Genomic DNA, 24,244 nt, shown 5'->3' with positions numbered 1-24,244 from the left:
CTCACTTTGAACCTGTGCTGGTAAGTGCGCACTGAACGCTTCCGACATGACTGGCAGATATTTACCTGCCAGCCATGCCGGGGACCGACCTTGCGTCGTCGGTTCAGTTATTGCCGCTGCGCTCGGGCGGCTGGCGGATATGCCCGTAAACCGCCTCGCTGGAAACGCCACCGTTGCTGGTGCCCGTATCCAGGTGGCCGTTGTTGCCGCCAGGGTGTTCATCGGCGCCTGGCCAGGTCGGCCCCTGGCGTACCCGCTCCTGCTTGGCCTCAAGCAGTGCCTGGATATGCTCGGCGGCCTCTTGCGGGGTCAGGTGCTTGCGTGCGGGACGGCGTGGCCGCGTCGTAGACGTGGTGCGACTGCGTCCCGCCGCCGGTGCGGCCTTGGCGGCTGTCTTGCGCGGTGCGGCGGCGGCCTTGCGAGGTGCTGCGCGCTTGGGAGCCGCCGCCTTGCGTGTGGCGGTTTTCTTGGCCGCCTTCTTGGCGGTGGCGCGTTTACGGGTGGTCTTTTTGGCGGCGGTCTTCTTTACCGCGGTCTTGCGCGGCGCGGCCTTCCTGGTCGCGGTCTTGCGCGTCGATTTGCGCGCGGCGGCTTTGCGTGTCGCTGTCTTGCGCGCGGGTGATTTGCGCGCTGCCTTCTTGGCTGCCGTCTTGCGGGTTGCCTTCTTGGCTACGGTCTTGCGCGTGGCCTTTTTCGCTACGGTCTTGCGCGTTGCCTTCTTGGCGGCGGTCTTGCGTGTCGCTTTCTTGGCTGCCGTCTTGCGGACGGCGCGCTTGACGGTGGCGCGCTTGCGTGCGGTGGTTTTCTTGGCAGTGGATTTGCGGGTGGCTGCTTTCTTGGCCGAGGATTTCTTCGCGGCCGGCTTGCGCTTCGTTGCCATGCGTCTTCACTCCTGCGGTGGTCGAGAATGCCCGACGCCCCATCACGCCGGACTAACCGACAAGTAACACCAACAACATGTATCAGGGGTGAGCAAAACCGCAATTCGAAGTCATGCCCGTGATCAAAACCTCGGCTGCGAGAGTGCCGCCAGGAAATGCGAGATCACTTCCGGTCGAACCACCACGGTGAACGCGACGCCAAACGCGGCGCCCCACAGGTGCGCGCTGTGGTTGACGTTGCCCTGCCCGCGCCGGTCCATGTAGATGGAGTAGCCCACGTAGAGCACGGCATAGACGATCGCCGGCAGCGGTATCACGAATACGATGATGCGCGACCACGGCGACAGCAGGACATAGGCAAAAAGCACGGCCGATACGGCGCCCGACGCGCCAAGGCTGCGGTAATTGGGGTTGTTCCTGTTGTTCAGATAGGTGGGCAGGATCGAGACCAGCAGCGCCAGGATGTAGAACAGCGCAAAACCCAGCGTGCCCAGCGTCGCCGTGAAAAACCCTTCCATGCTGCGGCCGAAAAAGTACAGCGTGATCATGTTGAACAGCAGGTGGCCGAAATCGGCATGCACCAGGCCGTAGGTCACCAGCCGGTGGTATTCGCGGCTGCGGGTGATGGCGGGCGGCCACAGGATCAGATCATTCATCAGGCGGGCGTTCTTGAACGCCATGAAGGACACGATGGAGGTGATGGCGATGATGATCAGGGTGATCATGCGTACTTCCGTGACGGGCAGGAGGCGGTGACAAAGAATCCGCATCTTGGCGGCGGCGCGGGCGATTGTCGACACTGCAGCCCCCGGAAAGTCCAAGCGCAGAGCGGCATTCCGCACTATCATGCCCGGCTTCAAGCGTTTCCCCACGCCCCAGGCACTCCCCATGTCGATCCGTTACCTGCATCTGGACGTCTTTGCCGCCGCGCCCGGCGGCGGCAACCACCTGGGCGTCGTCACCGACGCCACCGGCTGGAGCGATGCCCGCATGCAAGCCTTCGCCCGCTGGACCAATCTGGTCGAAACCACTTTCCTGTTGCCGCCCAGCCAGCCCGGCGCCAGCTACCGTGTGCGCATTTTCACGCCGCACAAGGAAATTCCCTTTGCCGGTCATCCAAGCATCGGCAGCGCGCACGCCGTCCTGCTGTGCGGCCTGGCCGAGCCGGTGGACGGTGTGCTGTGGCAGGAATGCGGTGCGGGCGTCTTGCCCATCCGCGTGGAAGGCAGCGACGGCTCACGCCAGCTGCTGTTGAAATCGCCGCCATCCACTGTCGAGAAAACCGGCCGCGACGCCCATCCGCTACTCGACGCCGCGCTGGCCGGCATCGATCCGGGCACGCTGCCTCCGGCCTATGTATCGGGCGGACGCCACTGGTGGCTGGCCGAATGCGCCGACGAAGCATCGCTGCGCCAGTGGAAGCCCGACCACGCCGCCATCGGCGCCCTGGCCAAGGCCACCGACAGCATGGGCTTGTGCGTGTTTGCGCGCAGCTCGCACCCCGACTATCAGCTGGTGGTGCGTGCGCTGCCGGCCGGCGTTGGCCTGGTGGAAGACCCGGCCTCGGGCGCCGCCAACGGCCTGATCGCCGCCTATATCGCCCATGCCGAACCCGACGGCCTGCTGGCGCGCGGCTACGTGGTAAGCCAGGGCCGCGAGATCGGCCACGATGCCAGCCTCTGCGTGCGCATCGACGGCAAGACCGTCTGGATCGGCGGTCACACCAACACCATCATCGATGGCGCGTTGCACTGGAGCGGCCACGAGTGAGCACGCGGCCGCAGATCTGGGTCGATGCCGACGCCTGCCCTGCGCCGATCAAGGAAGTGCTGTTCCGTGCGGCGGAACGCGAGCAGGTGCAGGTGACCCTGGTCGCCAATCAATGGCTGCGCACGCCGCCGTCACGTTTCGTGCGCGCCATCCAGGTGCCGGGCGGTTTCGATGTGGCGGATGCGGAGATCGTGGAGCGCGTGAGCGCGGGCGACCTGGTGGTGACGCAGGATATTCCGCTGGCAGCCCTGGTGATTGAAAAAGGCGCGCTTGCGGTGCATCCGCGCGGTGAGCTGTATACGCCCGACACGATTGCGCAGCGACTTTCCATGCGCAATTTCATGGATGAGTTGCGCGGCTCGGGCGTCGACACTGGCGGACCGGCGGCGTTTCATGCGCGCGACAAGCAGGCGTTTGCCAATCAGCTGGATCGGTGGCTGGTGCAGTTTCGCAAGACGCGTTGAGCACCGCCCACCTTGTAGGAGCGCACCCTGTGCGCGACCGCGGAGCGGACGGTCGCCTCTTCGTTGGGCCGTCGCGCACAGGGTGCGCTCCCACAGTCAGAGCTTGCGCTCATCCAGATGCGCACGGCGCGCTGCCACCTGCGCCATGATCGACCAGTCGACGTCTTCGTCGCCGGTGGACAAGGCCTCGAGCAGGCTGTCGCGCAGCACGCCTGCCAGCGGCAAGGGCACGCGCGTCGCATCCGCTGCTGCCAGCGCAAGGCCGATGTCCTTGTAGCCGAGCGGCAGAGCAAAGCCGGCCGGCGTATAGCGCGATTCGGCGATGAGCCTGGCGTAGCCCTGGTAAGCGGGCGTGGCGAACAGCGAGTTGGTCATCACCTCGAGGAAATCCGCCGCGCTCACGCCATGCGCCCGCGTCAACGCCGAAGCTTCGGCCATGCTTTCGATGGCGGCGCCGATCATGAAATTGCCGGCGATCTTCACCACGTTCGCCCGCTCGGGCGACTCGCCCAGCGGCCAGATGCGACTGCCCATGACCTCGAGCAAGGGGCGCACGCGCTCGATCACGTGCGGCTTGCCGGCCACCAGGATATTGAGCTTGCCCGCTGCTGCCACATCAGGACGACCGAACACGGGAGCGGCCAGGTAATCCAGGCCACGCTGCGTGTGTTCCTCCGCCAGTTCGCGCGCCAAGGCGACGGAAATCGTGGCGTGATTCACGTGCACCGTGCCCTGGTCCATGCCATCGAGCAGGCGGCCGTCGACAAACACACTGCGCACGGCCTGGTCGTTGGCCAGCATGCTGAAGAGCACCTCGCCCTGCGCCGCGCGGTCGGCCGTCTTCACCACTTTGGCGCCCAGCGACGCCAGGGGCTCGGTGGGGCCCGGCGAACGATTCCATACGGTGACCTCGTGCCCGGCCTTGATCAGGTTGCTCGCCATGGCGCTGCCCATGGCACCGAGACCGATAAAACCCACTTTCATGCGATGGTCTCCACACAGAATAATCCGCGTAGTGGATCACGCGGCATGTTCACCTTGTGCGAAATCACACCACTTCGCCGGCCGCGTGCGCCGAAGCCCATGCCCACTGGAAGTTGTAGCCGCCGAGCCAGCCGGTCACGTCGACAACCTCGCCGATGAAGTACAGGCCCGGCACTAGCTTCGATTGCATCGTGGTCGATGAAAGTCCATCGGTATCCACACCGCCCAGGGTTACTTCGGCTGTGCGATAACCTTCCGTGCCGCTGGCAACCATCGGCCAGTCGTGCAGTTGTTCGCCGATCTTGCTCAGTTCGGCCTCGCGGTATTGCCGCATCGGCCGGCTCTCGAACCACAGCTCGCACAAGCGCTGCGCGAGGCGGCGAGGCAGTACATCGCCCAGCACATTCTTCAGCTCCGCCGCGGGACGCGCGGTGCGCTGTTCCTGCAGCCACTGGCCAAGATCGAGCTCCGGCAGCAAGTTGATGCGCAGGTCGTCACCGGGCTGCCAGTACGAGGAAATCTGCAGGATGGATGGCCCGCTGATGCCGCGATGCGTGAACAACAGGCCGGCGCGGAATGATCGCTTGCCCACGCTTGCGTCCACCGATGGCAAGGCCACGCCCGCAAGATCCTGATAACGCTCCTGATGCTTGCCGCTCAACGTGAGCGGCACCAGGCCGGCCCGTGTGGGCAACACCCCATGACCGAACTGTCGCGCCAGTTCGTAGCCAAAACCGGTGGCGCCCATGCTGGGAATCGACAAGCCGCCGGAGGCGATCACCAAGGATTGCGCGTGCACTTCGCCGTGTGCGGTGACCACGTTGAAACCCTCGTCGGTCTTGCGCACGCGCTGCACGCCGCAGCTGGTTTCGATGCGAACGCCGGCCTGGGCGCACTCGTCCAGCAACATGCGCACGATCAGCTTGGAGGAGTCATCGCAGAACAGCTGCCCCAGTTCCTTCTCGTGGTAGGCGATGCGATGTTTCTCCACCATCGCGATGAAATCCCACGGCGTATAGCGAGCCAAGGCGGATTTAGGAAAGTGCGGATTGGCGGACAGGTAAGCGTTCGGCGTCACGCCCAGGTTGGTGAAATTGCAGCGCCCGCCGCCGGACATGAGGATCTTCTTGCCGACCTTGTTGGCATGGTCCACCACCAGCACGCTGCGCCCACGCTGGCCGGCCACGATGGCGCACATCAGTCCGGCCGCGCCGCCGCCGATGACCAGTACATCCACTTTCACGCGCGCACCGCCGCCATGCCCTGCTCCCGATCCATTGACCCGACATTATCCGACAGGATGCGCCAGATCGCTTAAACTCGCCTTTTTCCCAGACCGGACCGCCACCATGCCTTCTTTTGACGTCGTTTCCGAAGTCGACAAGCACGAACTGACCAATGCCGTCGATCAGGCCAATCGGGAGCTCTCGAGCCGTTTCGACTTCAAGGGCACCGACGCGAAGTTCGAGCTGGACGAGTTCGTGATCACCCAGTCGGCCCCCAGCGAGTTCCAGCTTGAGCAGATGCTGGACATCCTGCGCGGCCGCCTCACCTCGCGCAAAATCGATATCCGCGCGTTGGACGTGGGCGATGCCGAGACGAATCTTGGCGGTTCGCGCCAGAAGGTCACCGTCAAGCAAGGCATCGAGCAACCGATTGCCAAGAAGCTGGTGGCCTCGCTGAAGGCGGCCAAGCTCAAGGTCGAGGCACAGATCAACGGCGACAAGCTGCGCGTGACGGGCAAGAAACGCGACGACCTGCAGGAGGCCATGGCCGTGCTGCGCAAGGCCGACGTGGAGCTGCCGCTGCAGTTCGATAATTTCCGCGATTAAGGCGATGCCTTGATCTTGTGGGAGCGCACCCTGTGCGCGACTGGCGCCCAGGATGCGAAGTCATGGCACGTTGCAGTCGCGCACAGGGTGCGCTCCCACAGGGGTGTTACCCCGCCAACCCGGCCGCAATATTCACGCTGATCGCAATGATGAACACATTGAAGAAGAACGCGATCACGCTGTGCAGCAAGGCCACGCGCCGCAGGTAACGGCTGCTGATCTGCACATCGGAGACCTGGAAGGTCATGCCGATGACGATGGCGAAATACATGAAGTCCCAGTAATCGGGTTGCTCGGTGCCGGGGAAATCCAGCCCTTCATGCTTCTTGCCGAAATCGCCGTAGAAGCCGTGCGCGTAATGCATGCCGAACATCACATTGAAGAACAGCCACGACAGCACGATGCTCGCGGCGGCGACGATCAGCGCTTTCGCATCGCCACCCTTGGCGCCACCCATTTCCGTGGTCAGCGCCAGCGACACGAAGCCGGTGAGGATCAGCGAGGTCCACAGCACGCCCCAGCGGCCGGTGTCCTGCTTGCGCGCCTGCCCGCGCATGAGGTCGGGCGAGGTCGTGCGGCAGAACAGGATGGTCAGGGCCGTGAGGTAAACCGCAACGCCCAGATCAAAGCCCAGCAGCAGCGCCTCCGCAGGCGTCAGCCGGAGGCAGTACCACAGCCCCACGCCGACGATGAGCGCGACGGCGCCCGAGATCATCAGGCGCGGACGGGCGCGCAGGATGCGGAAAGGGACGAAGCCATTCTTGCGGGGACGGGTCTTTCCGGACGCGGTGCTCATGCGCACGTTCCTGCGCTCAGCCAGCTCTTCATCGCAAACACACTCTCCATGACCCGGTGGCGGGCATGGCGCATCTTAGAGCTTGTGCAACGCGTTCTCGACGCCCGGCGCAATGCCGCAGTTCAGACGTGCAGGTCCTGATACTCCGGATGGCGGGTCATCCAGATCTCTGAATACGAGCAGGCGGGATCCACTCGCCAGTGTTCTTCCCGCGCCATGTCCAGGGCCGTGCGCACCAGATGGGACGCGATGCCGCGACCACCCACCGCTGACGGAACGATGGTGTGGGTGATGGTCATCACACCATTTTCCAGCGTGTAGTCGAGCACGCAGGGCACGCCGTCCACTTTTGTTTCGAAGCGGTGCGTCCTGGCGTTGTGGTTGATCTCGGCGAACATGAAACGCGCCCTCGTCGGGGTGAACGGCGCGGAGAGTAAAGCAAGTGGCAGCGAACCACGCGTGAAGACCTCGGGCGCTAGCGTTCGCATTTCGTGCATGACTCTTTCGGCAAGCTTCCCGGACACCATCGCCTGCTCCAGGGAGCTGAACATGAAACGAAACGCATCCGCCGTCTGGTCGGGCGGGCTCAAGGAAGGTACCGGCACCATCTCCACCGCCTCAGGCGTGCTGCATGAAGCGCGCTACGGCTTCCAGTCGCGATTCGCGGATGGACCGGGCACCAATCCCGAAGAATTGCTCGGTGCGGCTCATGCCGGCTGCTACACGATGGCGTTGGCGCTGGGCCTGGAACAGGCCGGCCATGCGGCCACGCATATCGAGACCAAGGCGGTGGTGACGCTGGACAAGGATGGCGACGGCTTTTCCATCACCACGGTCGATCTCACCTGCCGCGCGAAAGTGGACGGCATCGATGCCGCCACCTTCGACAAGATCGCCAAGGCCACCAAGGAAGGCTGCCCCGTGTCGAAGGTGCTCAAGGCGACGATCAATCTCGACGCCCAACTCACCAGCTGAGGTCCGTCGCGCACGTCAACCCGCGCAACTCGCGCGCGCTGGCCGCGGCGTCGCCGCCAGCGCGGCGCGCCGAGCGCGTACGGCCTGGGCGAGACGATCGAGCACTTGCAGCGAGGCCTCCCAGTCGATGCAGCCATCGGTGATGCTCTGGCCGTAACGCAGCGGCTGGCCCTGGATCAGATCCTGGCGACCGCCCACGAGATGGCTTTCGACCATCACGCCGACGATGCGCTGCTCGCCGGAAGAAAGCTGCGTCGCAAGATCGTCGATCACGCGGGGCTGGTTCTCCGGTAGCTTGAGGCTGTTGGCATGGCTGGCGTCGACCATCACCCGCGCCGGCTGGCCGCCCTTGACGATGGCCGCACACGCTGCGTCTACGCTTGCGGCGTCGTAGTTGGGCGTCTTGCCGCCGCGCAGAATCACGTGACAGTCCTCGTTGCCGGTGGTGGCAGCGATGGCGGTGTGGCCTTCCTTTGTCACGGCCATGAAATGGTGCGGTTGCGATGCGGCGCTTACCGCGTCAACGGCGATCTTCACATTGCCATCGGTGCCGTTCTTGAAACCCACCGGGCACGACAGTCCCGAGGCCAGCTCGCGATGCACCTGGCTTTCGGTGGTACGCGCACCGATCGCGCCCCACGCCACCAGATCGGCGATGTACTGCGGCGTGATCATGTCGAGGAATTCGCAGCCGGCCGGCACGCCCAGTTCGTTGATGTCGCGCAATAGACCGCGCGCCAGTCGCAAGCCCTTGTCGATGCGGAAACTGCCATCGAGATCGGGATCGTTGATCAGACCTTTCCAGCCCACCGTGGTGCGCGGCTTTTCGAAGTACACGCGCATTACGATTTCCAGCTCGCCTGCATGCCGCTTGCGCTGTTCCGCAAGCCGCCCGGCGTATTCCAGCGCAGCCTTGGTGTCATGAATCGAACACGGGCCGATCACCACGGCCAGCCGGTCATCCTCGCCGGCAAGGATGCGATGCAGCGCCTGGCGCGAGGCGCTCACGGTATGCGCGGCATGCACGCTCGCGGCGCAGTCGCGCATCACTTCGGCCGGCGCGGTGAGCGGCGTGATGGCGCGGATACGTAAATCGTCGGTGGAAGGGTTCACGGGGATCTCCTGGGAGGTTCCACTCGCGACCATGAAAAAGGCCGCCAGTGGTGGCTGGCGGCCTTTTTTTGGAATGGTGTCTTGTCGTTACGACAGTCGAGACCAACCCTCCGCCAGCGGCATCGGATAGCCGTAATACCAAAAATACTGGCGGGCGGAGTGGGAGGTCATGGGTGTTAGAGATAACACAGGATTTTCGCGTGTGCAAAGGATGCATGTGAAACCAAGCATTACACTGGTCAGCATGTCGTCACCTTGGAATCTCCTTACCCGCCCCGCCCGCGAGCCCATCCGACGCTGGGTGCTGAGCGCATTTCCTCGCGGTGGCGGCGGCCATGTGGACTACGATCATCCGATAGGCGATCCCGGGCTTTTTGGCCCCGACAGTGCCACCTGGCGTGTGCATTCGGATTTTCCGGGCATGCTCGCCGGCGGTCTTGCGGCGCTGATGCTGCAGACCTTGCATCCGCTGGCGCTCGCCGGTGTATGGGATCACTCGAACTTCCGCGACGACCTGATCGGCCGCCTGCGTCGCACGACGTCATTCGTCAGTGGTACGACGTATGCGCCGGCCGACCAGGCGCAGGCCTTGATCGAACGCGTGAGGCACATTCACTCGCAGGTAAAGGGTACGGCGGAAGATGGGCGACCCTATGCGGCCGACGATCCGCATCTGCTGACTTGGGTGCATGTCACTGAGGCCTATAGTTTCCTGCAGGGCTATCGGCGCTACAGCCATATCGCGATGCCGGCAGGCGCGGCCGACCGCTACTACGACGAGGTGCGTCGCATCGCCGAGGCGCTGGGCGCGCGCGACGTGCCGGCATCGGAAGCGCAGATCACTGCTTATTTCCGGCGCGTACGCCCTGATCTTCGTTTCACCGAACGCTCGCGTGCCGTGCTCGATGTGTTGTATCGCGTGCGCCTGCCGGTACCGGTGGCGGGATTGTCGCGTGATGTCTTTCTGCAGGCAGGCGCCGCTTTGCTGCCGCCGTGGGCCGACACCTTGCTGGAGCGCACGCCGCTGCAGCGCGCGCAATCGCGACTGGCTGCGCGGGCTCTGTGGTCGGTGGCGCCGGTCTTTCGCATGGCGCTGCATGACGGCATAGGCAGCCATGCGTGCATGCGTGTCGGCGTGCCCACCGACACGCTGCAACACTGGCGCTGATTCAACCCTGCTCCATCGCGGCGTCGTAGCGCCGCTGCATTTCTTCGGCGCTCACCTGCTCGATCTCGTGGCCTACCAGCCACTCGTGACCGAAGGGATCGCGCACGGTGCCGCCGCGTTCGCCGTAGAAGAAATCAGTGGCCGGCCTGACCAGATAGCCGCCTTTTTCGACGGCGCGCGCGAGTACCGCATCGGCATTGTCCACATGCAGATGGATCGACACGCTGGTCCCGCCGATGCTCTGCGGACCCACGATGCCATGCTCGGGGTATTCGTCCGACAGCATCAGCACCGAAGGGCCCATGGCCAGTTCGGCATGTCCGATGCGGCCGGTGCCAGGCTCGTCCAGACGCATCTTGAGGGTCGCACCGAACACTTCCTGGTAGTACGCCAACGCGGCCTCGGCGTTGCGCACGCGCAGATAGGGAAACATTTCCTTGATGACGGGTGGCTTGGTGGTATTCATCGGGGGCTCCCAGGGCAGGACAGGCGGCCCGGACACTATGCCCTCCGGCACGTCGTCGTCTTGGTGAAAATCCAAGCCCAGCAGGGCGTCGCCCGGCCCCGCGAGATTGACACGCCCCACCGATCCGCTAACGTCGCCGGACCTGAACGCATGGCGCGTACAAAGGCACGGCACGAGGCAGGCTCTCATTGGCGACGCTCATCCCCTCCCGCAACAGCAGCCTGCCGCAGATGACCAGCGGCGAGAAGCGCTTCTCCGAGCGCCTGGAGCAGAAGCTCGAGGACGACTACCTGCTGTGGTACGACGTGGCGATCGGCCCCAGGCAGCGCCGCCCCGATTTCATCGTGTTCCATCCGCGCCGCGGCCTGCTGGTGCTCGAAGTGAAGGACTGGAAGCCGGGCACCATCCAGCAGGCCGACCGCACCCTGTTCACACTGATCACCGGCAGCAGCAGCGTGAAGGAACACAACCCGCTGATGCAGGCGCGCGACGGCGCCAACGAAATCTACAAAGTGCTGGCGCAGGACCCGGCGCTGCGCCATCCGCCCGGCCACACCTACGAGGGCAAGTTGCTGATGCCGTGGGGCTACGGCGTGGTGCTGGCCAATATCAGCCGCAAGCAGTTCGAGGCCGGACAGCTCGAAGCGGTGATCCCCGCCCATCTGGTGATCTGCCAGGACGAGATGTACGAATCGGTGGAGTCCGAAGCGTTCCAGGAACGCCTGTGGGCGATGTTTCCGCAGGTCTTCCCCACCGCGCTCACGCTGCCGCAGATCGATCGCGTGCGCTGGCATCTGTTTCCGGAAATCCGCGTGGAGCCCGGCGAGGGCCAGTTCGGCCTGTTCGCCTCCGCCAGCAGCAGCTCGACCAAGCTGGCGATTCCGGATCTGATCAAGGTGATGGACGCGCAGCAGGAGCTGCTGGCCCGCTCGCTGGGCGACGAGCACCGCATCATTCACGGCGTGGCCGGCTCGGGCAAGACCATGATCCTGGGCTTTCGCGCGATGGAACTGGCGCGTGCGCTGTCCAAGCCGATCCTGGTGCTGTGCTACAACAAAACGCTGGCCGAGCGCCTTGAACAACTGATGGGCGAACGCGGCCTCAGCGACAAGGTGCAGGTGTACAACTTCCACAAGTGGTGCCGCAGCATGCTGACGGCCTACCACGTGCCCCTGCCCGAAGACGGCCCGCATTTCGCCGAAGCGTTGCCGCCGGCCGTCATCGCGGGCGTGGACAGCGGGCAGATTCCGCGCTTCCAGTACGGCGCGGTGCTGATCGACGAAGGCCATGATTTCGAGCCCGAGTGGTACAAGCTCATCGTGCAGATGATCGATCCCAACACCAACTCGCTGCTGGTGTTGTACGACGACGCGCAGAACATCTACGGCCAGGCCAATCGCAAGAAGCTCAGCTGGAAAAGCCTGGGCGTGCAGGCACAGGGCCGCACCACCATCCTCAAGCTCAACTACCGCAACACGCTGGAAATCCTCTCGGTGGCGCGCGGCTTCGCCAACGAACTGCTGCTGGGCCGCAGCGACGATGACGACGGCGTGCCGCTGATCGCACCGGAAAGCGCCGGGCGTCGCGGTGCCCTGCCCGAGCTGATCCGCGTGGAGCGCCAGGAGGATCAGCTGCCGGCGATCATCCAGCGGCTGCGCGATGAGCTGGGTGCGGGTCGCCCGCTGTCGGACATGGCGGTGATCTTCCGCAACAGCTGGGAAGGCGAAAAGCTGCAGGAAGCGCTGCAGCGTGCCGGTATTGCCAGCCAGCTCGCCGAGGGCAATGGCAAGAGCTCGCTGTTCGTGGTGGACGACACCGTGAAGCTGGTGACCATGCATTCCAGCAAGGGCCTGGAATTTCCCTTGGTGATCATCCCCGGCCTGGGCTCGCTGCCCAAACCCGGCAAAAACGAGGCGGAAGAGGCACGCCTGCTCTACGTGGCGATGACGCGTGCGACCGAGCAACTGGTGCTGATTCACCACGAGGATTCGATCTTCAGCCAGCGCATCCGCAACTCCATCAACGACGTGCAACAGCAGCTGGCGAGCGCCTGAAGCGGCCCGCCCTCTTCCACGGGGGCGTGTGCGGGCCGATACTCGGGCAAACCGCTGCCGATGTGATGTCCATGCGCGATCTGTTCGACGAATCCGTTCTGGCACCGCAACCCCTCGAGGTTGCGCTGACCCTGCCCGCGCGCTTCTACACCGACCCGCGCATGCTGGCGCTGGATGCACGCGCCATCTTTGCGCGCAGCTGGCAGCTGGTCTGCCACCGCTCGCAGGTGCCCGAAGTGGGCGATCACGTGGTGACCGAGATTGCCGGCCTGCCGTTGATCGTGGTGCGCGGCGAAGACGGCGTGATCCGCGCCTTCCACAACGTCTGCCGCCATCGGGCAGGACCGATCGCCAGTTGCGATGGCAAGGGCGCGAAGGCGCTGCGTTGCCGTTATCACGGCTGGACCTACGGGCTCGACGGCGTGCTGCGCGGCGCGCCGGAGATGGGCCGCACGCAGGACTTCAATCCCTCCGATATCCGCCTGCCTGAAGTGCGGGTGCAGGTATGGCAGGGCCTGGTGTTTGTCGCCCTTGGCGAGGCGCCGCCGTTTGCGGAGCTGGTCGCCGGCATCGACGAACGCCTGGGGCCGGCGCGTTCGCTGGAAGACTACGTGTTTCATCACCGCGCCAGCTACGAGGTGGCGTGCAATTGGAAGGTCTACGTGGACAACTACCTCGAGGGCTACCACGTGCCGCACATCCATCCCGGCCTCAACAGCCTGCTCGACTATCGCAGCTACATCACCGAAACGGCGCCGTGGTATTCGTTCCAGTACAGCCCGCTGGAAAGCGCCGGCGACCTGTACGGCAGCGGCGAAGCGCTGTATTACTTCATTCATCCCAACACCATGCTCAACATCCTGCCTTCGCGTTTGCAGACCAATCGCGTATTGCCGCTGGGCGTGGATCGCTGCCGGGTGGAATTTGATTTCTACTATCCAGCCGATGACAGCGATGCCGCGCATGCGCGTCGCGCACGCGATGTGGAGTTCAGCGACGAAGTGCAGGATGAGGACGTGACCATTTGCGAGGACGTGCAGCGCGGCCTGGCGTCGGGCTCGTACGAAGCGGGCCGGCTCAATCCGCTGAGAGAGAATGCCGTGCATCACTTCCACGAGATGGTGCGACGCGCGTATCGCGAATCGCTCGTCCAAGCCTGAACACCATGCTCGCCGCACCGCGCGCTGAACGCACGAACTCACGATCAGCAAAGCTGACGCGTTGTTGACGCGTCCTTCGCGGAAGACGCAGTCTCATCGGGTCGTATATCCAGGAGAGGCACCCATGAAGCGGCTAGTCTGGTCCGTGCTGTTGCTGTTCGGCTTGGCCACCCCTGCCGCTTTTGCGCAGGGTTTGAACGGCGTGGTGACGACGTATGCCGACCTTTATGCGGGTCCGGACGCCGGCTATCCCACCATTGCGCAGCTCCCACCGGGCACGGCCGTAGCCATTCAAGGGTGCACGCAAGGCTGGGGCTGGTGCGATGTGATCACACAGGGCTTGCGCGGCTGGGTGCCCGCGACCTTCGTGCAATACACCTATCAGAGCCAGCCGGTCTATGTGGCCGATTACGGCGCGCGCATCGGCATTCCCATCGTCGCGTTTTCGATCGGCGCGTATTGGGGCTCGTACTACACCAATCGACCGTTCTATCGGAATCGCGATTACTGGTATAGCCGTCCATATGCGCCGCGTCCGCCGCCGCGTCCGCCGGGCTGGCATCCGGGTTCGCGTCCGCCGGCGCATGGTTATCGACCGCCCAATGGCGGGTATCGTCCGCCGCCGAACGGTGGCCATCGTCCGCCGCCGCAAGGCAACCGACCGCCGCCGCAGGGCAACCGGCCGCCTCCGAATCAGGGACACCGGCCGCCATCGAACAACCGGCCGCCGCAGAATCCGGGTACGCATCCGCCGGGCCAGACCAGGCCGCCCGGGGGCACACCGCCGCAAGGCCATCGACCGCCGCCCAATCAGGGCGGTCACCCGCCGCCGAACCAGGGTGGCAACCGGCCGCCGTCGGGTCATGGCAACAGCAAACCGGCGCCGAAACCGCATCCTGAGTCGGCCAAACAAGCCGCCTGATGCCGCTCCCTGTGCTGACCAAGCCGGCCGCCCTCGCGCGTCGGTTTGTGTCAGCGCACGTCGGTCCCTGCCTGGCCGTCGCTGTGCGGATCAGCCCGGAACGGCGGTGTTTCCCGACGTTATGGCGCAATTGCCACACAGCGCGTGTGGCATGACTCTTGCCCCTGATTCCAGCAAGGAACGGAGTTCGGGCAGGACGCCGTCGGTTCATCCAGGCATGCGTGTTCGGGCCTGCGGAGTTGCGCTCAGCCCCTGAGGTGGGACGCTTCATCCGTGACCTGCAAGCGCAATGCCGCAGCAGCGGACTTAGCCATGAGCGTCAACGCACCCGTCTGGTCAAGGCGACGACCGTTCTCCGTCACGGTCCGCTTGCCTCTGGCTGCGGCGAACGACGGTCAGCTGCATCGACGTCGCTACATGCCGGTTGGACTGAAGTTTGTGCTCGCCCTTGCCGTCTCGCTCAGCTGGGCCGCGTTTGCCTATGCCACGGCGCAGCACTGGCTGGGCGAATTCCAAACGTCCGGCCAGCAGCTGATGGCGCATCTGCTGGTGCTTGGCATCGCGGTACTGCCCGCCTTCATGAACACCTTTCTCGCCGTGGGCTTGCTGCTCGACCGGCGGCCGCCGCGCTCGCACTTCGCCGACAGCGACTTTCCCAGCGTGACGATCCTGATCGCCGCGCACAACGCGCAGGACACGATACTCGGCACGCTGGCCAGCATTGCGATGCAGCGCTATCCCGCGCCCATCGAAGTGATGGTGATCAACGATGGTTCCACCGATGCCACGCTTGAGCGGCTGCGCGGCGAGTCCTATCCGTGGCTGGAAGTGCTCGACCTCAAATCCGCCGGCGGCCAGGCCAATGCGCTCAATGCGGGGCTGCGGCTGGCGTCCTACCCCGTTACGGTGACGCTGGCGGCGGATGCGCACCTGCATCCCCAGGCCTTGCGTCGACTGGTGACGCGTTACATGAGCGATCCGCCGAACACCGCGGCGGTGGCGGGCGCGGTACTCGTGCGCAATTCACGGCAAAGCCTGGTGACGCGCATGCAGGAGTGGGATTACTTCCAGGGCATCGCTGCCAACAAGCGTCTGCAAAGTCTGTTTCAGGGCACGCTCGTCGCGCCAGCCGCGTTTTCGCTGTACCGCACCGACATCCTTCGGGTGATCGGCGGCTGGCCGGCGGGCGCGGGCGAAGACACCGTGCTGACCTGGGCTTTGTTGAAAGACCATCATCGCGTCGGCTATTGCGAAGACGCCATCGCATTCGCCCGCGTACCCGCGTCGCTCACACCGTTCCTGCAGCAACGCGGCCGGTGGTCTCGCGGCCTCATGGAAGCATTCAAGGCGCACGGCTCCCTGCTGTTCCGTCGTCGCCTGAGCACTTTCCTGATCTGGTGGAACCTGCTGTTTCCCTATATGGACCTGGTCTACACCATTGCGGTGTTGCCCGCCGTACTGCTGGCCTGCATGGGCATCTATGGCCTGGCTGCCGCGATGCTGGCTTTCGTCCTGCCCGCGGCCTTGCTCGCCCATGGGGTCATCTACGCCGTGCAGGCGCGCATGTTCCGCGACCTCGGACTGACCGTGCGGCGCAACCCATTCGGCTTGCTTGGCTACGCCGTGCTTTACGGCCTGGTGCTCAAGCCGGCTAGCGTGATGGGCTATCTGTCCGGACTTCTGACGCGTCGGTCACGCGACTATTCGCGCTGAGGACCACGGCCACCAGCCGGCACGCTGCTGCGCGTAGCGATCGGCGGCACGCTCAAAGCGATTGCGCACGCTGATGCCGCCGCACAAGGCGTACAAGGGCAGGAACAACGGCCCCAGCACCATGTACTGGTAGACATGCGCCCGCTCGTGGTCCGCCAGCGAAATACACGGCTCCTGGCGATGGCCCGCGCGATGCGCATAGGTGAAACACGGCGTGTCGAGCTCGTCGCACGAATACAGAATCACATTGCCCAGGGTCAGCGCCCCGCCGCTGCCCCGATGCGGCATCCGCCGAAACGCCAAGGCACATTCACGGCGGCGCCACTGAGGCCGGGCACCCCATGGCACGCAGGCAAGGCCGGCGAGCAGGCCCAGCACACTGTTGGGCAGCGTCCATAGCGCGCCTGCCAGCAAGACGAGCCGGCGAGCTGCCGTGTTCCGGCCTTCACGCTTGCGCACGCCAGGGCTCCTTGTTTACCGCGTCGGCGGACACCATCTGATGCTGCATCGAGTTTTGGCCATCGAGGCCTGCCATGTCCACTCCGCTGACTGTTCCCTGCCCCCACTGCGCAGCTCTCAATCGCGTGCCCGAGGATCGCCTCGGCCAGCATCCCGTCTGTGGACGCTGCAAGCAGCCGCTGTTCGAAGGCAGGCCGATGGCGCTGGACGTCAACAACTTCGACGCCGTGGCGACCCGTGGCGACCTGCCGGTGGTGATCGATTTCTGGGCGCCCTGGTGCGGCCCGTGCGTGAGTTTTGCGCCGGTGTTCGCCGAGGCCGCCAAGAGCCTGGAACCGCAGCTGCGGCTGGCCAAGGTGGATACCGAGGCGCAACCGGCCCTGGCTCAGCGCTTCGGCATCCGCAGCATTCCCACCTTGCTGGTGCTGCGCAATGGCCATGAAGTGGCGCGCCAGGCCGGTGCGCTCAATGGCATGCAGCTGCGCCAGTTCCTCGCCAACGCGCTGCGCTAAAGACTTACGAACTGCACGACAGCATCGAGCAGCCCGCCTTGTGCATCGCCCAGGCGGGCCGCTTCTGCGCGTAGCGTTCGCGACCGGGTTGCTCGTCGTAGGGATGGCGCATCACCTCGAGCAGTTCGTGGATGCCGCTGTAGTCGCCTTGCATGGCCAGGTCGATCGCTTCCTGCGCGAGATAGTTGCGCAGCACGTAACGCGGATTGGCGGCGTGCATGTGCAATCGGCGCTGACCTGCTGAAAGAGCGTCGCGGCGCGCGCGTGCGGCATAGCTGTTTAGCCACGCCTGGAACGCAGGCTCGAATGCCTGCCGCTTGGCTTCGTCGTAAAACGCATCACGCAACGGCGCCAATGACGGCTGTGCCGGATCGACGTCCGCCAGAGCACGGAAGAACAGCGTCATGTCCACTTCCGCCTCGGTCAGCAGCGTATACAACTCCCGCATCAGCTCCACGTCGCCGTCGTCACAGGCTGAAAAACCCAGCTTGGCCGCGATCATGTCGCGATCCGCCTGCGCGTACACGGCGGCATAGCGATCCAGTCCCGCCTGCAAGGGCTCGGTACCGCTGAACAGCGGCGCCAGCGCCATGGCGAGACGACTGAGATTCCACCACGCGACATTAGGCTGCTGGCCAAATCGATAGCGGCGACGACCGGCATCGGTGGTGTTGGGCGTCCACTCCGGATCGAAGTTGTCGATCCAGCCATACGGGCCGTAGTCGATGGTCAGTCCGAGGATGGACATGTTGTCCGTGTTCATCACGCCGTGCACGAAGCCCACGCGCATCCAATGACTGACCATCAGCGCGGTGCGTTCGCAGATCTGCGCAAACCACTGTGCATACAACGCCTCGCCCTCGCCCCGGCATTCGGGGAAATCACGCGCGATGGTGAAATCGACCAGCTGCTTAAGCAGCGCAATATCGCCACGCGCCGCCGGCAACTCGAAATTGCCGAAACGTAGGAACGATGGCGCGACGCGACACACGATGGCACCCGGCTCCTGCTGCGGATGTCCGTCGTAGAACATGTCGCGCACCACCATGTCGCCGGTCACCACCAGGCTGAGTGCGCGGGTGGTTGGTACGCCCAGGTGATGCATCGACTCGCTGCAGAGAAACTCGCGGATCGATGAGCGCAGCACGGCGCGCCCGTCCGCGCCGCGCGAATACGGGGTCGGTCCCGCCCCTTTCAGCTGCAGTTCCCAGCGCTGGCCATCACGCGTGAGTACTTCGCCCAGCGATATCGCACGCCCATCGCCCAGCTGATCCGCCCATACGCCGAACTGATGGCCGCCGTAGTTGGCCGCGAAGGGTTGCATGCCCTCCAGCAACGCGTTGCCACCCAGCACCTGCGCGAGCCCGGGGCTTTCCAGGTCGGCGGGGGTCAGGCCCAGGGCCTGTGCCATCTCCGGCGACCACGCCACGATGCGGGGCAATGCCACGGGAGTGGGCTCCAGGCGGGAATACAACGCGCCCAGCACCTGGCGCTGCCGGGAACCCTGTTCAGGATCACCCGGCAGCTCGCGCACGAAGGCGTTATCGAAGTTCAAAGTAGGCATGGCGTCTGCTTGCAAAAGACGAGAATGAAAGCGCTGTTCCGCGCCATGGAAATCCGTGCTTGAGCGGGTAAATCGCAGATCATTGCGCTATTCACCTTTGTGAAGAATATGACGCTTGCTTGCGTTGGACTTAAGACGTTTTTCATGGCCTATTGGCATTTGTATATCGCCCGTGAAGCTGCTTATATGTAGGCTGAACGGCCACGCAGGGGTGGTCCGGAGCGACGACATGCACATGCTTCTTGCCCGTTCTGCGTTAGAGCGCGGAATGCAGCTAGTAGCAGGGATGCTCAATCATCAGGACACGCAGGACGTCCGCCACCACAACGATCAGGACCGCAGCAATTTTCAGCTGGTGTCCTGGCAACCGGGCGCGCACTCTCGCCGCGAGGACGAACTCGCTCGACGTCGCCAGACTCCGTTCGGCTGAAAACCACGCAACGCTCCGCGCGCATCAAGCACCTGATGGTGCTTCAAAGATGCGCGCGATCTCGTGATCTTCAAGCGCGCGCCATTCCCCGGGCGGCAGTCCGTCCAGCGTGAGTGCGCCCACGGACACTCTCGTCAAGGTCTCCACGTGATTGCCCACCGCGGCAAACATGCGCCTGGCCTGGTGATAGCGACCTTCGGTCAGCGTGACGCGCGCGAGGCGCGGCGCCAGCACGTCGAGCCTGGCCGGTTCCAGCGGTTCGTTTTCCGATTCGAGCATCATCGTGCCGCTGGCGAAAAGCGCAGCTTCGTCGCCGCGCAGATCGGAGGCCAACGTCGCCTCGTACACTTTGGCCACCTGCGCCTTGGGTGAAATGATCCGGTGCAGCAAGGCACCGTCGTCGGTGAACAGCAGCAGGCCCGAGGTCTCGCGATCAAGACGTCCCACCGTGGACAACGCTGGATCGCGCACGCGATAGCGCGGCGGCAACAGGTCGTACACCACGCGCCCGATGTCCTTGCGTGAGCACGTGGCGCCTAGTGGCTTGTTCATCATCAACACCAGGCCGGCCGGCGGATCGAGCGGCTCGTCGTCGATGCGGATGTGTTCGTGGGGCAGCTTGTCGTCGGCGTACAGCACGTCGCCGTCGCTATCGGTGATGCGTCCCTCGCGAAACATCGCCGTGACTTCTTTGCGGCTGCCATAGCCGAGGTTGGCAATCAACTTGACCAGTTTCATGCGCGCACTCCGCGTGCTTCGATCACTTTGAATCCGTCCTGCGTCACCACGGTGCGTACCTCATTGAAACGTGCGGCCAGAGTGGCCTCATAGGGAAGATGGCGATTGGCCACCAGCCAGAAGCGGCCATGCGGCAGCAAGGCGTTGGCGGCGGTATCGATGAAGGCGCGACCCAGCTCGGGGAGATCGGCGCGGCCTTGATGAAACGGCGGGTTGCTCACGATGGCGTCGTAGCGCCGCGGCAATCCCTGGGTGACGTCGTGCCAGTGCGCGGCCCATGTCACATCGCGGGCGCTGTCCTGTTGTGCACGCTCCAGATTCTGCCGCGCGGGTTCCAGCGCGCGCGCCTCCGCTTCGAACAGATCAATGGACGACACGGCGGGACAGCGCACCAACAGCTGGGTCGACAGATAGCCATAGCCGGCGCCCAGATCCGCGACGCTACCCGCCAGATCGGCTGGAAGATGCGCTGCCAGCAAGGCGGAGGCAGCATCCACGCGATCCCAGGCAAACAGTCCGGGGCGGCTGACGAAGCCTGCGTCGTTGAGGCGCGGCGCGTCCAGCGATGTCCAGCTCTCCAGCAGATCGAGGTTCACCTGCGAACCCAGCGGCCGGGTCCAGAACACGCGGCACTTGTGCTTGGACAGCTGGCTGAGCGGCCCGGCCACACTGGCCAGATCACCCTCGGCCGACTTGGCGCCCTCGGCATTGGGAACGGCGGCAAGCACCACGCCGCCGTCCGTGGCGCGACGCACGGCCTGCGCGAACAAGGCGCGGGCCTCATCGCGCTGGCGCGGCGGCAGCACCAGCACCAGCGGATAGCGTTCCGCCCCGCCCGGCGCCGCCACGGTGAGACCGCTGCGCGCCAAGGCCTCGGCGAACGGCTTGAAACTTTGCTCACATACCCACGACTTGCGCGCCATCTCACGCAGCCGAAAGCCGTCGCGGGCACGCAGGAACAGCACGCGGCCATCGGCCGGCTGCGCCAGTTCGCCCGTTTCCAGGGGCACGAACAGGGCCTCCAGCGCCGCGTCCTGGGCTGCGGGAGAGAAAGAGACGGGCATCGGACAGGCGGGTCCTTGGGTGGGCGCCCTATGTTACCAACCGACGCGCTCCGTCATTCAGGCGCGAGCAGCTCCAGCTCGCTGACGAACTCCCGCGGCATGCCGCTGATGGGATCGACGAAGTGCAGCCGGCGGGCCAGCAGCTGCAAGGGCCGCGCGTGGTCGTCGGCTTGCTGCTCGGGCAGGTCCGGATAAAACGGGTCGTACAGGATGGGCGCGCCCAGCGCGGCCATGTGCACGCGCAGCTGATGCGTCTTGCCGGTGACCGGTTCCAGCGCATAGCGCCAGTGCTCCGGGCGCCGTTCAAGCACGTCGATGACCGTTTCGCTGTTGGGCTCGCCCGCCACCTCGTGCATGCGGAAGAACGGCTCACCTGCTGCGATACGGGATTTCCGCACATGAGGAAATGACAACCCGGGCAGTGGCGCCGCCCAGGCCTCGTAGCGCTTGCTGATCCGGCGTTGGCGAAACAGTGCCTGATAGGCATCGCGACTGGCCGGATCGGCCGAGAGCATCACCAGCCCGGCGGTATGGCGGTCGATACGATGCAGCGGCACCAGATCGGCATTGCCCAGGGTGCGCCTCAACCGCGCCAGCACCGTTTGGTCGACGAAACCGCCCGCCGGCGTGACCGGCAGAAAGTGCGGCTTGTCCACCACCACCAGGTGCGCGTCGACATGCAACAGGGTTTCGTGAAAGGGGATCGGCATTTCTTGCGGCACTTCGCGGAAATAGCGCACGCACAGCCCCACGCGATACGGCGCGTCGACATCCAGCGGCAGACCCGTCTCGTCGAGCACGCGGCCGCGGGCGAAGCGATCCTGCCATACGCTTCTTTCGATACGGGGAAACAGCGCACACAGTCCGTCCAGCACCGTGCCCCATGATCCCTGGGGCAAGTGCACCGTGCTGGCAGCGGGAGGAACAGACATCGGCAACTCCGCATCGACGAACGGCAGCTTAAACCGCCGCGGTCATGCTGCCGCGAAAACGCTGCTGCACCGCCAGGGCGGGAAGTCATCGATATGTCTTACGGCGTACACCGTTCCAACGCGTGGGGCGTTGGATAAACTCAGCGAACGACGGGTTTGACACCCGGGGATGGCGTCACCAGAGCGCGCCGATCACCAAACGAGGCAGCACATGGATCAGCCGGCAACCCGTGCATCGCACGCGCTCACCTGGAAACGGTCACACGCATGGCGTCCCGCCGCGTGGCTGGCCGCGCTTGCGTGCCTGGCGTTGCCGTCGCTGCATGCGGCCACGCTGGATCCGGCCGTGCTGCCCCAGGTGCAGGGCGCCACGTTCGAAGTGGTCATTCCCAAACCGGTGAACGACCCCCTGAGTTATGAGAAGCCGCTGCCGTTCGACCAGCTCCCCTACCAGCAGCGCACTGACAAGTACTACTCGGTCGGCACCGCCTTTACGATTGGCGAGAACCGCTACGTCACCGCCGGCCACGTGCTCGCGATGGGCATCGACAGCCTGATGGGCGAACCTGCCGTGCGCGATGCCGGCGGCCATGTCTATGCGATCGACAAGATCACGCGTTACTCGCTGCACGAAGACTTTGTGGAGTTTTCGCTGAAGGATCCGCCCAAGGTGACGCCGCTGGCGGTGAACACGCAGCCGGCCATGAATGAAGCGGTTTACGCGGTAGGCAATGCGCTGGGCACCGGCATCGTGATACGCGACGGCCTGTACACCTCGCAGACACCCGAGGAGCAGGACGGCCGCTGGAAGTGGCTGCGCTTCTCTGCCGCCGCCTCGCCCGGCAATAGCGGCGGCCCGCTGCTGGACAAGGACGGCAAGGTCATCGGCGTGGTGGTGATGAAGTCGCCCGACGAAAACCTCAATTACGCGCTGCCGATCGACCTAGTGCTGAAGGCGCCCGCCAACCTCGGCCAGATCGATACGCGCGAGAGCTATCAGCTGGACGTGATCGAGGACAAACACACTGGACCGTTCAAGGCGCAGTTCCCGCTGCCCAAGAGTTTTGCGGACTTCAGCGCGACCTACCAGAAGCTGCACAACGCCGACGTCGACCAGAAACTGCACGATCTGCTGGCCGAGAACGCCGCCACCATGTTTCCCAATGGCCAGGGCGCGAACCGGCTGTTGCACGTCAATTCCGATCTGAGCGCCTTTCCGACCCTGCTACACCGCAACAGCAACGGCAACTGGGTCAGCGCCCGGGCGAACGAGAACAAGGCCCAGCTGCCCCACAACGGTTTCATCAGCCGTGCGCTGGTGGGTCAGCAGGTGATGTTTCACCTGCGCAAGCCCGACGACGTGACCAGCAAGCAGTTGTATGGCGATTCCAAGCTGTTCATGGACCTCCTGCTGAAGGGCGCGCCGATGCAGCGACGCGTGGGCTCCGAGCTGGTGAAGATCACCTCGCTGGGCGCGCCGTCGCTGCAACGCAGCTACACCGACGCCTACCAGCGCCGCTGGCAGATACGCGAATGGCAGATGGCGTACGACAACCAGCTGGTGATCGTCTTCCTGCTGCCGGTGCCTGACGGTTACGCGGCGATGGGCCGGGTCACCGAGAACCGCACCGAACACGAAGACATGGCCGACCTGACCCAGCTGGCCAACTTCGTCGACGTGTCCTATAGCGGCACGCTGGCGCAATGGAAGGAATTCCTGGCCAATACCGAGTTGTTGCCCAGCGTGCTCTCCGACATCGCCATCCGCTTCGACTATGGCGACGACTTCAAGTACCAGTCCAAGCGCCTGGGTTTTGCCTATACGCCGTCGCTGCAGAAGATCGACCCGGACAGCCAGCTCGTGCTGGGCATGTCCTACTTCCAGGATCACGGCAAGACGGTGTGGGATGTCTCCAAGGTGGAAGTGAAGTCCAACGTGGAGAACGCCGAGCATGTGATGGTGAACCGTCATGTCGCCCCCACCGACGACCTGGACGACAGCTTCCGCAACCACTGGGGCAAGATCGTCCATCGCGATCATCCGGACGACGGCGTGCCGTATAGCGAAAACGACATGACCTACATCGGTACCGTGGGCGGCACCAAGACCAGCGGCGAGACCAAGCCGGATGTGCTGTACACCGCGTTCTACGGCGTAGACGGCCCGCGCCCCGAAGATGCGATGAAGGGCAAGCTCAATTTGCTGCTGGAAAAGCTGCAGGTCAACGAACATTGAGCAGGCAGGCG

The 24,244-nt window shown here is 64.6% G+C and carries 25 protein-coding genes; 12 read left to right on the top strand and 13 right to left on the bottom strand.

What is annotated here, in order from left to right; all coding sequences use genetic code 11:
• Positions 1-103 precede the first annotated feature (103 nt).
• Positions 104-880, bottom strand: coding sequence for a hypothetical protein (locus tag AC1DE1_RS14260; protein WP_477176334.1), 777 nt, complete (start codon positions 878-880; stop codon positions 104-106).
• Positions 881-1,003: 123 nt separating this feature from the next.
• On the bottom strand, positions 1,004-1,606 hold the full coding sequence (locus tag AC1DE1_RS14255; RefSeq protein WP_441605106.1) for a rhomboid family intramembrane serine protease: 603 nt from the start codon (positions 1,604-1,606) through the stop codon (positions 1,004-1,006).
• A gap of 163 nt (positions 1,607-1,769) precedes the next feature.
• Here AC1DE1_RS14255 and AC1DE1_RS14250 point away from each other — a divergent pair, with 163 nt between their 5' ends.
• On the top strand, positions 1,770-2,651 hold the full coding sequence (locus AC1DE1_RS14250) for a PhzF family phenazine biosynthesis protein (RefSeq protein WP_477176333.1): 882 nt from the start codon (positions 1,770-1,772) through the stop codon (positions 2,649-2,651).
• Positions 2,648-3,115: a YaiI/YqxD family protein gene (locus AC1DE1_RS14245; RefSeq protein WP_477176332.1), complete on the top strand. Its 468-nt coding sequence runs from the start codon at positions 2,648-2,650 to the stop codon at positions 3,113-3,115. The genes AC1DE1_RS14250 and AC1DE1_RS14245 overlap by 4 nt, the downstream gene beginning before the upstream one ends.
• A 96-nt stretch (positions 3,116-3,211) precedes the next feature.
• On the opposite strand, the gene AC1DE1_RS14240 is transcribed toward AC1DE1_RS14245, so the two are convergent.
• Both AC1DE1_RS14240 and AC1DE1_RS14235 read right to left on the bottom strand, forming a co-directional pair.
• Positions 3,212-4,099, bottom strand: a complete 888-nt coding sequence (locus AC1DE1_RS14240) for an NAD(P)-dependent oxidoreductase (RefSeq protein WP_441605103.1) — start codon at positions 4,097-4,099, stop codon at positions 3,212-3,214.
• Positions 4,100-4,163: 64 nt separating this feature from the next.
• Complete coding sequence (locus tag AC1DE1_RS14235; RefSeq protein WP_477176331.1) at positions 4,164-5,342, bottom strand: BaiN/RdsA family NAD(P)/FAD-dependent oxidoreductase; 1,179 nt, start codon at positions 5,340-5,342, stop codon at positions 4,164-4,166.
• A gap of 106 nt (positions 5,343-5,448) precedes the next feature.
• On the opposite strand from AC1DE1_RS14235, the gene AC1DE1_RS14230 reads away from it, so the two are divergent.
• Complete coding sequence (locus tag AC1DE1_RS14230; RefSeq protein WP_477176330.1) at positions 5,449-5,931, top strand: YajQ family cyclic di-GMP-binding protein; 483 nt, start codon at positions 5,449-5,451, stop codon at positions 5,929-5,931.
• A 106-nt stretch (positions 5,932-6,037) separates the two neighbouring features.
• On the opposite strand, the gene AC1DE1_RS14225 is transcribed toward AC1DE1_RS14230, so the two are convergent.
• Both AC1DE1_RS14225 and AC1DE1_RS14220 read right to left on the bottom strand, forming a co-directional pair.
• Positions 6,038-6,727: a DUF1345 domain-containing protein gene (locus AC1DE1_RS14225; RefSeq protein WP_441605100.1), complete on the bottom strand. Its 690-nt coding sequence runs from the start codon at positions 6,725-6,727 to the stop codon at positions 6,038-6,040.
• Positions 6,728-6,849: 122 nt separating this feature from the next.
• Positions 6,850-7,278: a GNAT family N-acetyltransferase gene (locus AC1DE1_RS14220; RefSeq protein WP_441605099.1), complete on the bottom strand. Its 429-nt coding sequence runs from the start codon at positions 7,276-7,278 to the stop codon at positions 6,850-6,852.
• Here AC1DE1_RS14220 and AC1DE1_RS14215 point away from each other — a divergent pair.
• A complete protein-coding gene (locus AC1DE1_RS14215; RefSeq protein ID WP_477176329.1) occupies positions 7,277-7,702 on the top strand; it encodes an OsmC family protein in 426 nt (141 codons plus the stop codon). The two genes, AC1DE1_RS14220 and AC1DE1_RS14215, sit on opposite strands and share 2 nt — an antisense overlap.
• Positions 7,703-7,717: 15 nt before the next feature.
• Here the strand turns inward: AC1DE1_RS14215 and AC1DE1_RS14210 are convergent, their stop codons facing one another.
• Entirely contained in the window at positions 7,718-8,815 is a 1,098-nt protein-coding gene (locus AC1DE1_RS14210; protein WP_477176328.1) for a 3-deoxy-7-phosphoheptulonate synthase, read from the bottom strand.
• 244 nt (positions 8,816-9,059) lie between these two features.
• On the opposite strand from AC1DE1_RS14210, the gene AC1DE1_RS14205 reads away from it, so the two are divergent.
• Positions 9,060-9,983 (top strand): oxygenase MpaB family protein, encoded by a 924-nt coding sequence (locus AC1DE1_RS14205; RefSeq protein ID WP_441605129.1) that lies wholly within the window; start codon positions 9,060-9,062, stop codon positions 9,981-9,983.
• 1 nt (position 9,984) lies between these two features.
• On the opposite strand, the gene AC1DE1_RS14200 is transcribed toward AC1DE1_RS14205, so the two are convergent.
• The gene (locus AC1DE1_RS14200) at positions 9,985-10,449 is read right to left on the bottom strand and encodes a VOC family protein (RefSeq protein ID WP_441605096.1); all 465 of its coding nucleotides are present in this window, start codon (positions 10,447-10,449) and stop codon (positions 9,985-9,987) included.
• Positions 10,450-10,679: 230 nt separating this feature from the next.
• On the opposite strand from AC1DE1_RS14200, the gene AC1DE1_RS14195 reads away from it, so the two are divergent.
• The 4 genes from AC1DE1_RS14195 to AC1DE1_RS14180 all read left to right on the top strand — a co-directional run bounded on the left by AC1DE1_RS14195 (position 10,680) and on the right by AC1DE1_RS14180 (position 16,298).
• Positions 10,680-12,503, top strand: coding sequence for a DEAD/DEAH box helicase (locus tag AC1DE1_RS14195; RefSeq protein ID WP_477176483.1), 1,824 nt, complete (start codon positions 10,680-10,682; stop codon positions 12,501-12,503).
• 71 nt (positions 12,504-12,574) lie between these two features.
• Positions 12,575-13,663 carry an aromatic ring-hydroxylating oxygenase subunit alpha gene (locus tag AC1DE1_RS14190; RefSeq protein WP_477176327.1) on the top strand — a complete coding sequence of 363 codons (1,089 nt, stop codon included), beginning with the start codon at positions 12,575-12,577 and terminating at the stop codon, positions 13,661-13,663.
• 124 nt (positions 13,664-13,787) lie between these two features.
• Entirely contained in the window at positions 13,788-14,585 is a 798-nt protein-coding gene (locus AC1DE1_RS14185) for an SH3 domain-containing protein (RefSeq protein ID WP_477176326.1), read from the top strand.
• A gap of 312 nt (positions 14,586-14,897) precedes the next feature.
• Positions 14,898-16,298 (top strand): glycosyltransferase family 2 protein, encoded by a 1,401-nt coding sequence (locus AC1DE1_RS14180; RefSeq protein ID WP_477176325.1) that lies wholly within the window; start codon positions 14,898-14,900, stop codon positions 16,296-16,298.
• On the opposite strand, the gene AC1DE1_RS14175 is transcribed toward AC1DE1_RS14180, so the two are convergent.
• Complete coding sequence (locus tag AC1DE1_RS14175) at positions 16,278-16,757, bottom strand: hypothetical protein (RefSeq protein ID WP_441605092.1); 480 nt, start codon at positions 16,755-16,757, stop codon at positions 16,278-16,280. The genes AC1DE1_RS14180 and AC1DE1_RS14175 overlap by 21 nt on opposite strands.
• 74 nt (positions 16,758-16,831) lie before the next feature.
• Here AC1DE1_RS14175 and trxC point away from each other — a divergent pair, with 74 nt between their 5' ends.
• A complete protein-coding gene (trxC, locus tag AC1DE1_RS14170) occupies positions 16,832-17,269 on the top strand; it encodes a thioredoxin TrxC (protein ID WP_477176324.1) in 438 nt (145 codons plus the stop codon).
• 4 nt (positions 17,270-17,273) lie between these two features.
• Here trxC and AC1DE1_RS14165 read toward each other — a convergent pair whose 3' ends face one another.
• Entirely contained in the window at positions 17,274-18,833 is a 1,560-nt protein-coding gene (locus AC1DE1_RS14165) for a protein adenylyltransferase SelO (protein ID WP_477176323.1), read from the bottom strand.
• A 229-nt stretch (positions 18,834-19,062) separates the two neighbouring features.
• Here AC1DE1_RS14165 and AC1DE1_RS14160 point away from each other — a divergent pair, with 229 nt between their 5' ends.
• Positions 19,063-19,263 (top strand): hypothetical protein, encoded by a 201-nt coding sequence (locus tag AC1DE1_RS14160; RefSeq protein WP_477176322.1) that lies wholly within the window; start codon positions 19,063-19,065, stop codon positions 19,261-19,263.
• 24 nt (positions 19,264-19,287) lie between these two features.
• On the opposite strand, the gene AC1DE1_RS14155 is transcribed toward AC1DE1_RS14160, so the two are convergent.
• The 3 genes from AC1DE1_RS14155 to AC1DE1_RS14145 are packed head-to-tail and all read right to left on the bottom strand — an operon-like array spanning position 19,288 to position 21,997.
• The gene (locus AC1DE1_RS14155) at positions 19,288-20,001 is read right to left on the bottom strand and encodes a pseudouridine synthase (protein ID WP_441605088.1); all 714 of its coding nucleotides are present in this window, start codon (positions 19,999-20,001) and stop codon (positions 19,288-19,290) included.
• Complete coding sequence (locus AC1DE1_RS14150; RefSeq protein ID WP_477176321.1) at positions 19,998-21,065, bottom strand: class I SAM-dependent methyltransferase; 1,068 nt, start codon at positions 21,063-21,065, stop codon at positions 19,998-20,000. Before AC1DE1_RS14150 ends, AC1DE1_RS14155 begins: the two co-directional genes overlap by 4 nt.
• Before the next feature lie 53 nt (positions 21,066-21,118).
• Positions 21,119-21,997, bottom strand: coding sequence for a pseudouridine synthase (locus AC1DE1_RS14145; protein WP_477176320.1), 879 nt, complete (start codon positions 21,995-21,997; stop codon positions 21,119-21,121).
• Positions 21,998-22,208: 211 nt separating this feature from the next.
• On the opposite strand from AC1DE1_RS14145, the gene AC1DE1_RS14140 reads away from it, so the two are divergent.
• Positions 22,209-24,233, top strand: coding sequence for a S1 family peptidase (locus tag AC1DE1_RS14140; protein WP_477179116.1), 2,025 nt, complete (start codon positions 22,209-22,211; stop codon positions 24,231-24,233).
• Positions 24,234-24,244 lie beyond the last annotated feature (11 nt).

The organism is Dyella sp. 05T440 (assembly GCF_056395965.1).
This window is presented reverse-complemented; position numbering and strand designations above follow the sequence as displayed.

Coding starts and splice junctions, on each gene's coding strand:
- AC1DE1_RS14165 (WP_477176323.1), bottom strand. CDS start 18,833: ATGCCTACTTTGAACTTCGATAACGCCTTCGTGCGCGAGCTGCCGGGT.
- AC1DE1_RS14190 (WP_477176327.1), top strand. CDS start 12,575: ATGCGCGATCTGTTCGACGAATCCGTTCTGGCACCGCAACCCCTCGAG.
- trxC (WP_477176324.1), top strand. CDS start 16,832: ATGTCCACTCCGCTGACTGTTCCCTGCCCCCACTGCGCAGCTCTCAAT.
- AC1DE1_RS14230 (WP_477176330.1), top strand. CDS start 5,449: ATGCCTTCTTTTGACGTCGTTTCCGAAGTCGACAAGCACGAACTGACC.
- AC1DE1_RS14160 (WP_477176322.1), top strand. CDS start 19,063: ATGCACATGCTTCTTGCCCGTTCTGCGTTAGAGCGCGGAATGCAGCTA.
- AC1DE1_RS14225 (WP_441605100.1), bottom strand. CDS start 6,727: ATGAGCACCGCGTCCGGAAAGACCCGTCCCCGCAAGAATGGCTTCGTC.
- AC1DE1_RS14150 (WP_477176321.1), bottom strand. CDS start 21,065: ATGCCCGTCTCTTTCTCTCCCGCAGCCCAGGACGCGGCGCTGGAGGCC.
- AC1DE1_RS14215 (WP_477176329.1), top strand. CDS start 7,277: ATGAAACGAAACGCATCCGCCGTCTGGTCGGGCGGGCTCAAGGAAGGT.
- AC1DE1_RS14180 (WP_477176325.1), top strand. CDS start 14,898: ATGAGCGTCAACGCACCCGTCTGGTCAAGGCGACGACCGTTCTCCGTC.
- AC1DE1_RS14205 (WP_441605129.1), top strand. CDS start 9,060: ATGTCGTCACCTTGGAATCTCCTTACCCGCCCCGCCCGCGAGCCCATC.
- AC1DE1_RS14195 (WP_477176483.1), top strand. CDS start 10,680: ATGACCAGCGGCGAGAAGCGCTTCTCCGAGCGCCTGGAGCAGAAGCTC.
- AC1DE1_RS14260 (WP_477176334.1), bottom strand. CDS start 880: ATGGCAACGAAGCGCAAGCCGGCCGCGAAGAAATCCTCGGCCAAGAAA.
- AC1DE1_RS14250 (WP_477176333.1), top strand. CDS start 1,770: ATGTCGATCCGTTACCTGCATCTGGACGTCTTTGCCGCCGCGCCCGGC.
- AC1DE1_RS14255 (WP_441605106.1), bottom strand. CDS start 1,606: ATGATCACCCTGATCATCATCGCCATCACCTCCATCGTGTCCTTCATG.
- AC1DE1_RS14185 (WP_477176326.1), top strand. CDS start 13,788: ATGAAGCGGCTAGTCTGGTCCGTGCTGTTGCTGTTCGGCTTGGCCACC.
- AC1DE1_RS14220 (WP_441605099.1), bottom strand. CDS start 7,278: ATGTTCAGCTCCCTGGAGCAGGCGATGGTGTCCGGGAAGCTTGCCGAA.
- AC1DE1_RS14240 (WP_441605103.1), bottom strand. CDS start 4,099: ATGAAAGTGGGTTTTATCGGTCTCGGTGCCATGGGCAGCGCCATGGCG.
- AC1DE1_RS14155 (WP_441605088.1), bottom strand. CDS start 20,001: ATGAAACTGGTCAAGTTGATTGCCAACCTCGGCTATGGCAGCCGCAAA.
- AC1DE1_RS14145 (WP_477176320.1), bottom strand. CDS start 21,997: ATGTCTGTTCCTCCCGCTGCCAGCACGGTGCACTTGCCCCAGGGATCA.
- AC1DE1_RS14140 (WP_477179116.1), top strand. CDS start 22,209: ATGGATCAGCCGGCAACCCGTGCATCGCACGCGCTCACCTGGAAACGG.
- AC1DE1_RS14200 (WP_441605096.1), bottom strand. CDS start 10,449: ATGAATACCACCAAGCCACCCGTCATCAAGGAAATGTTTCCCTATCTG.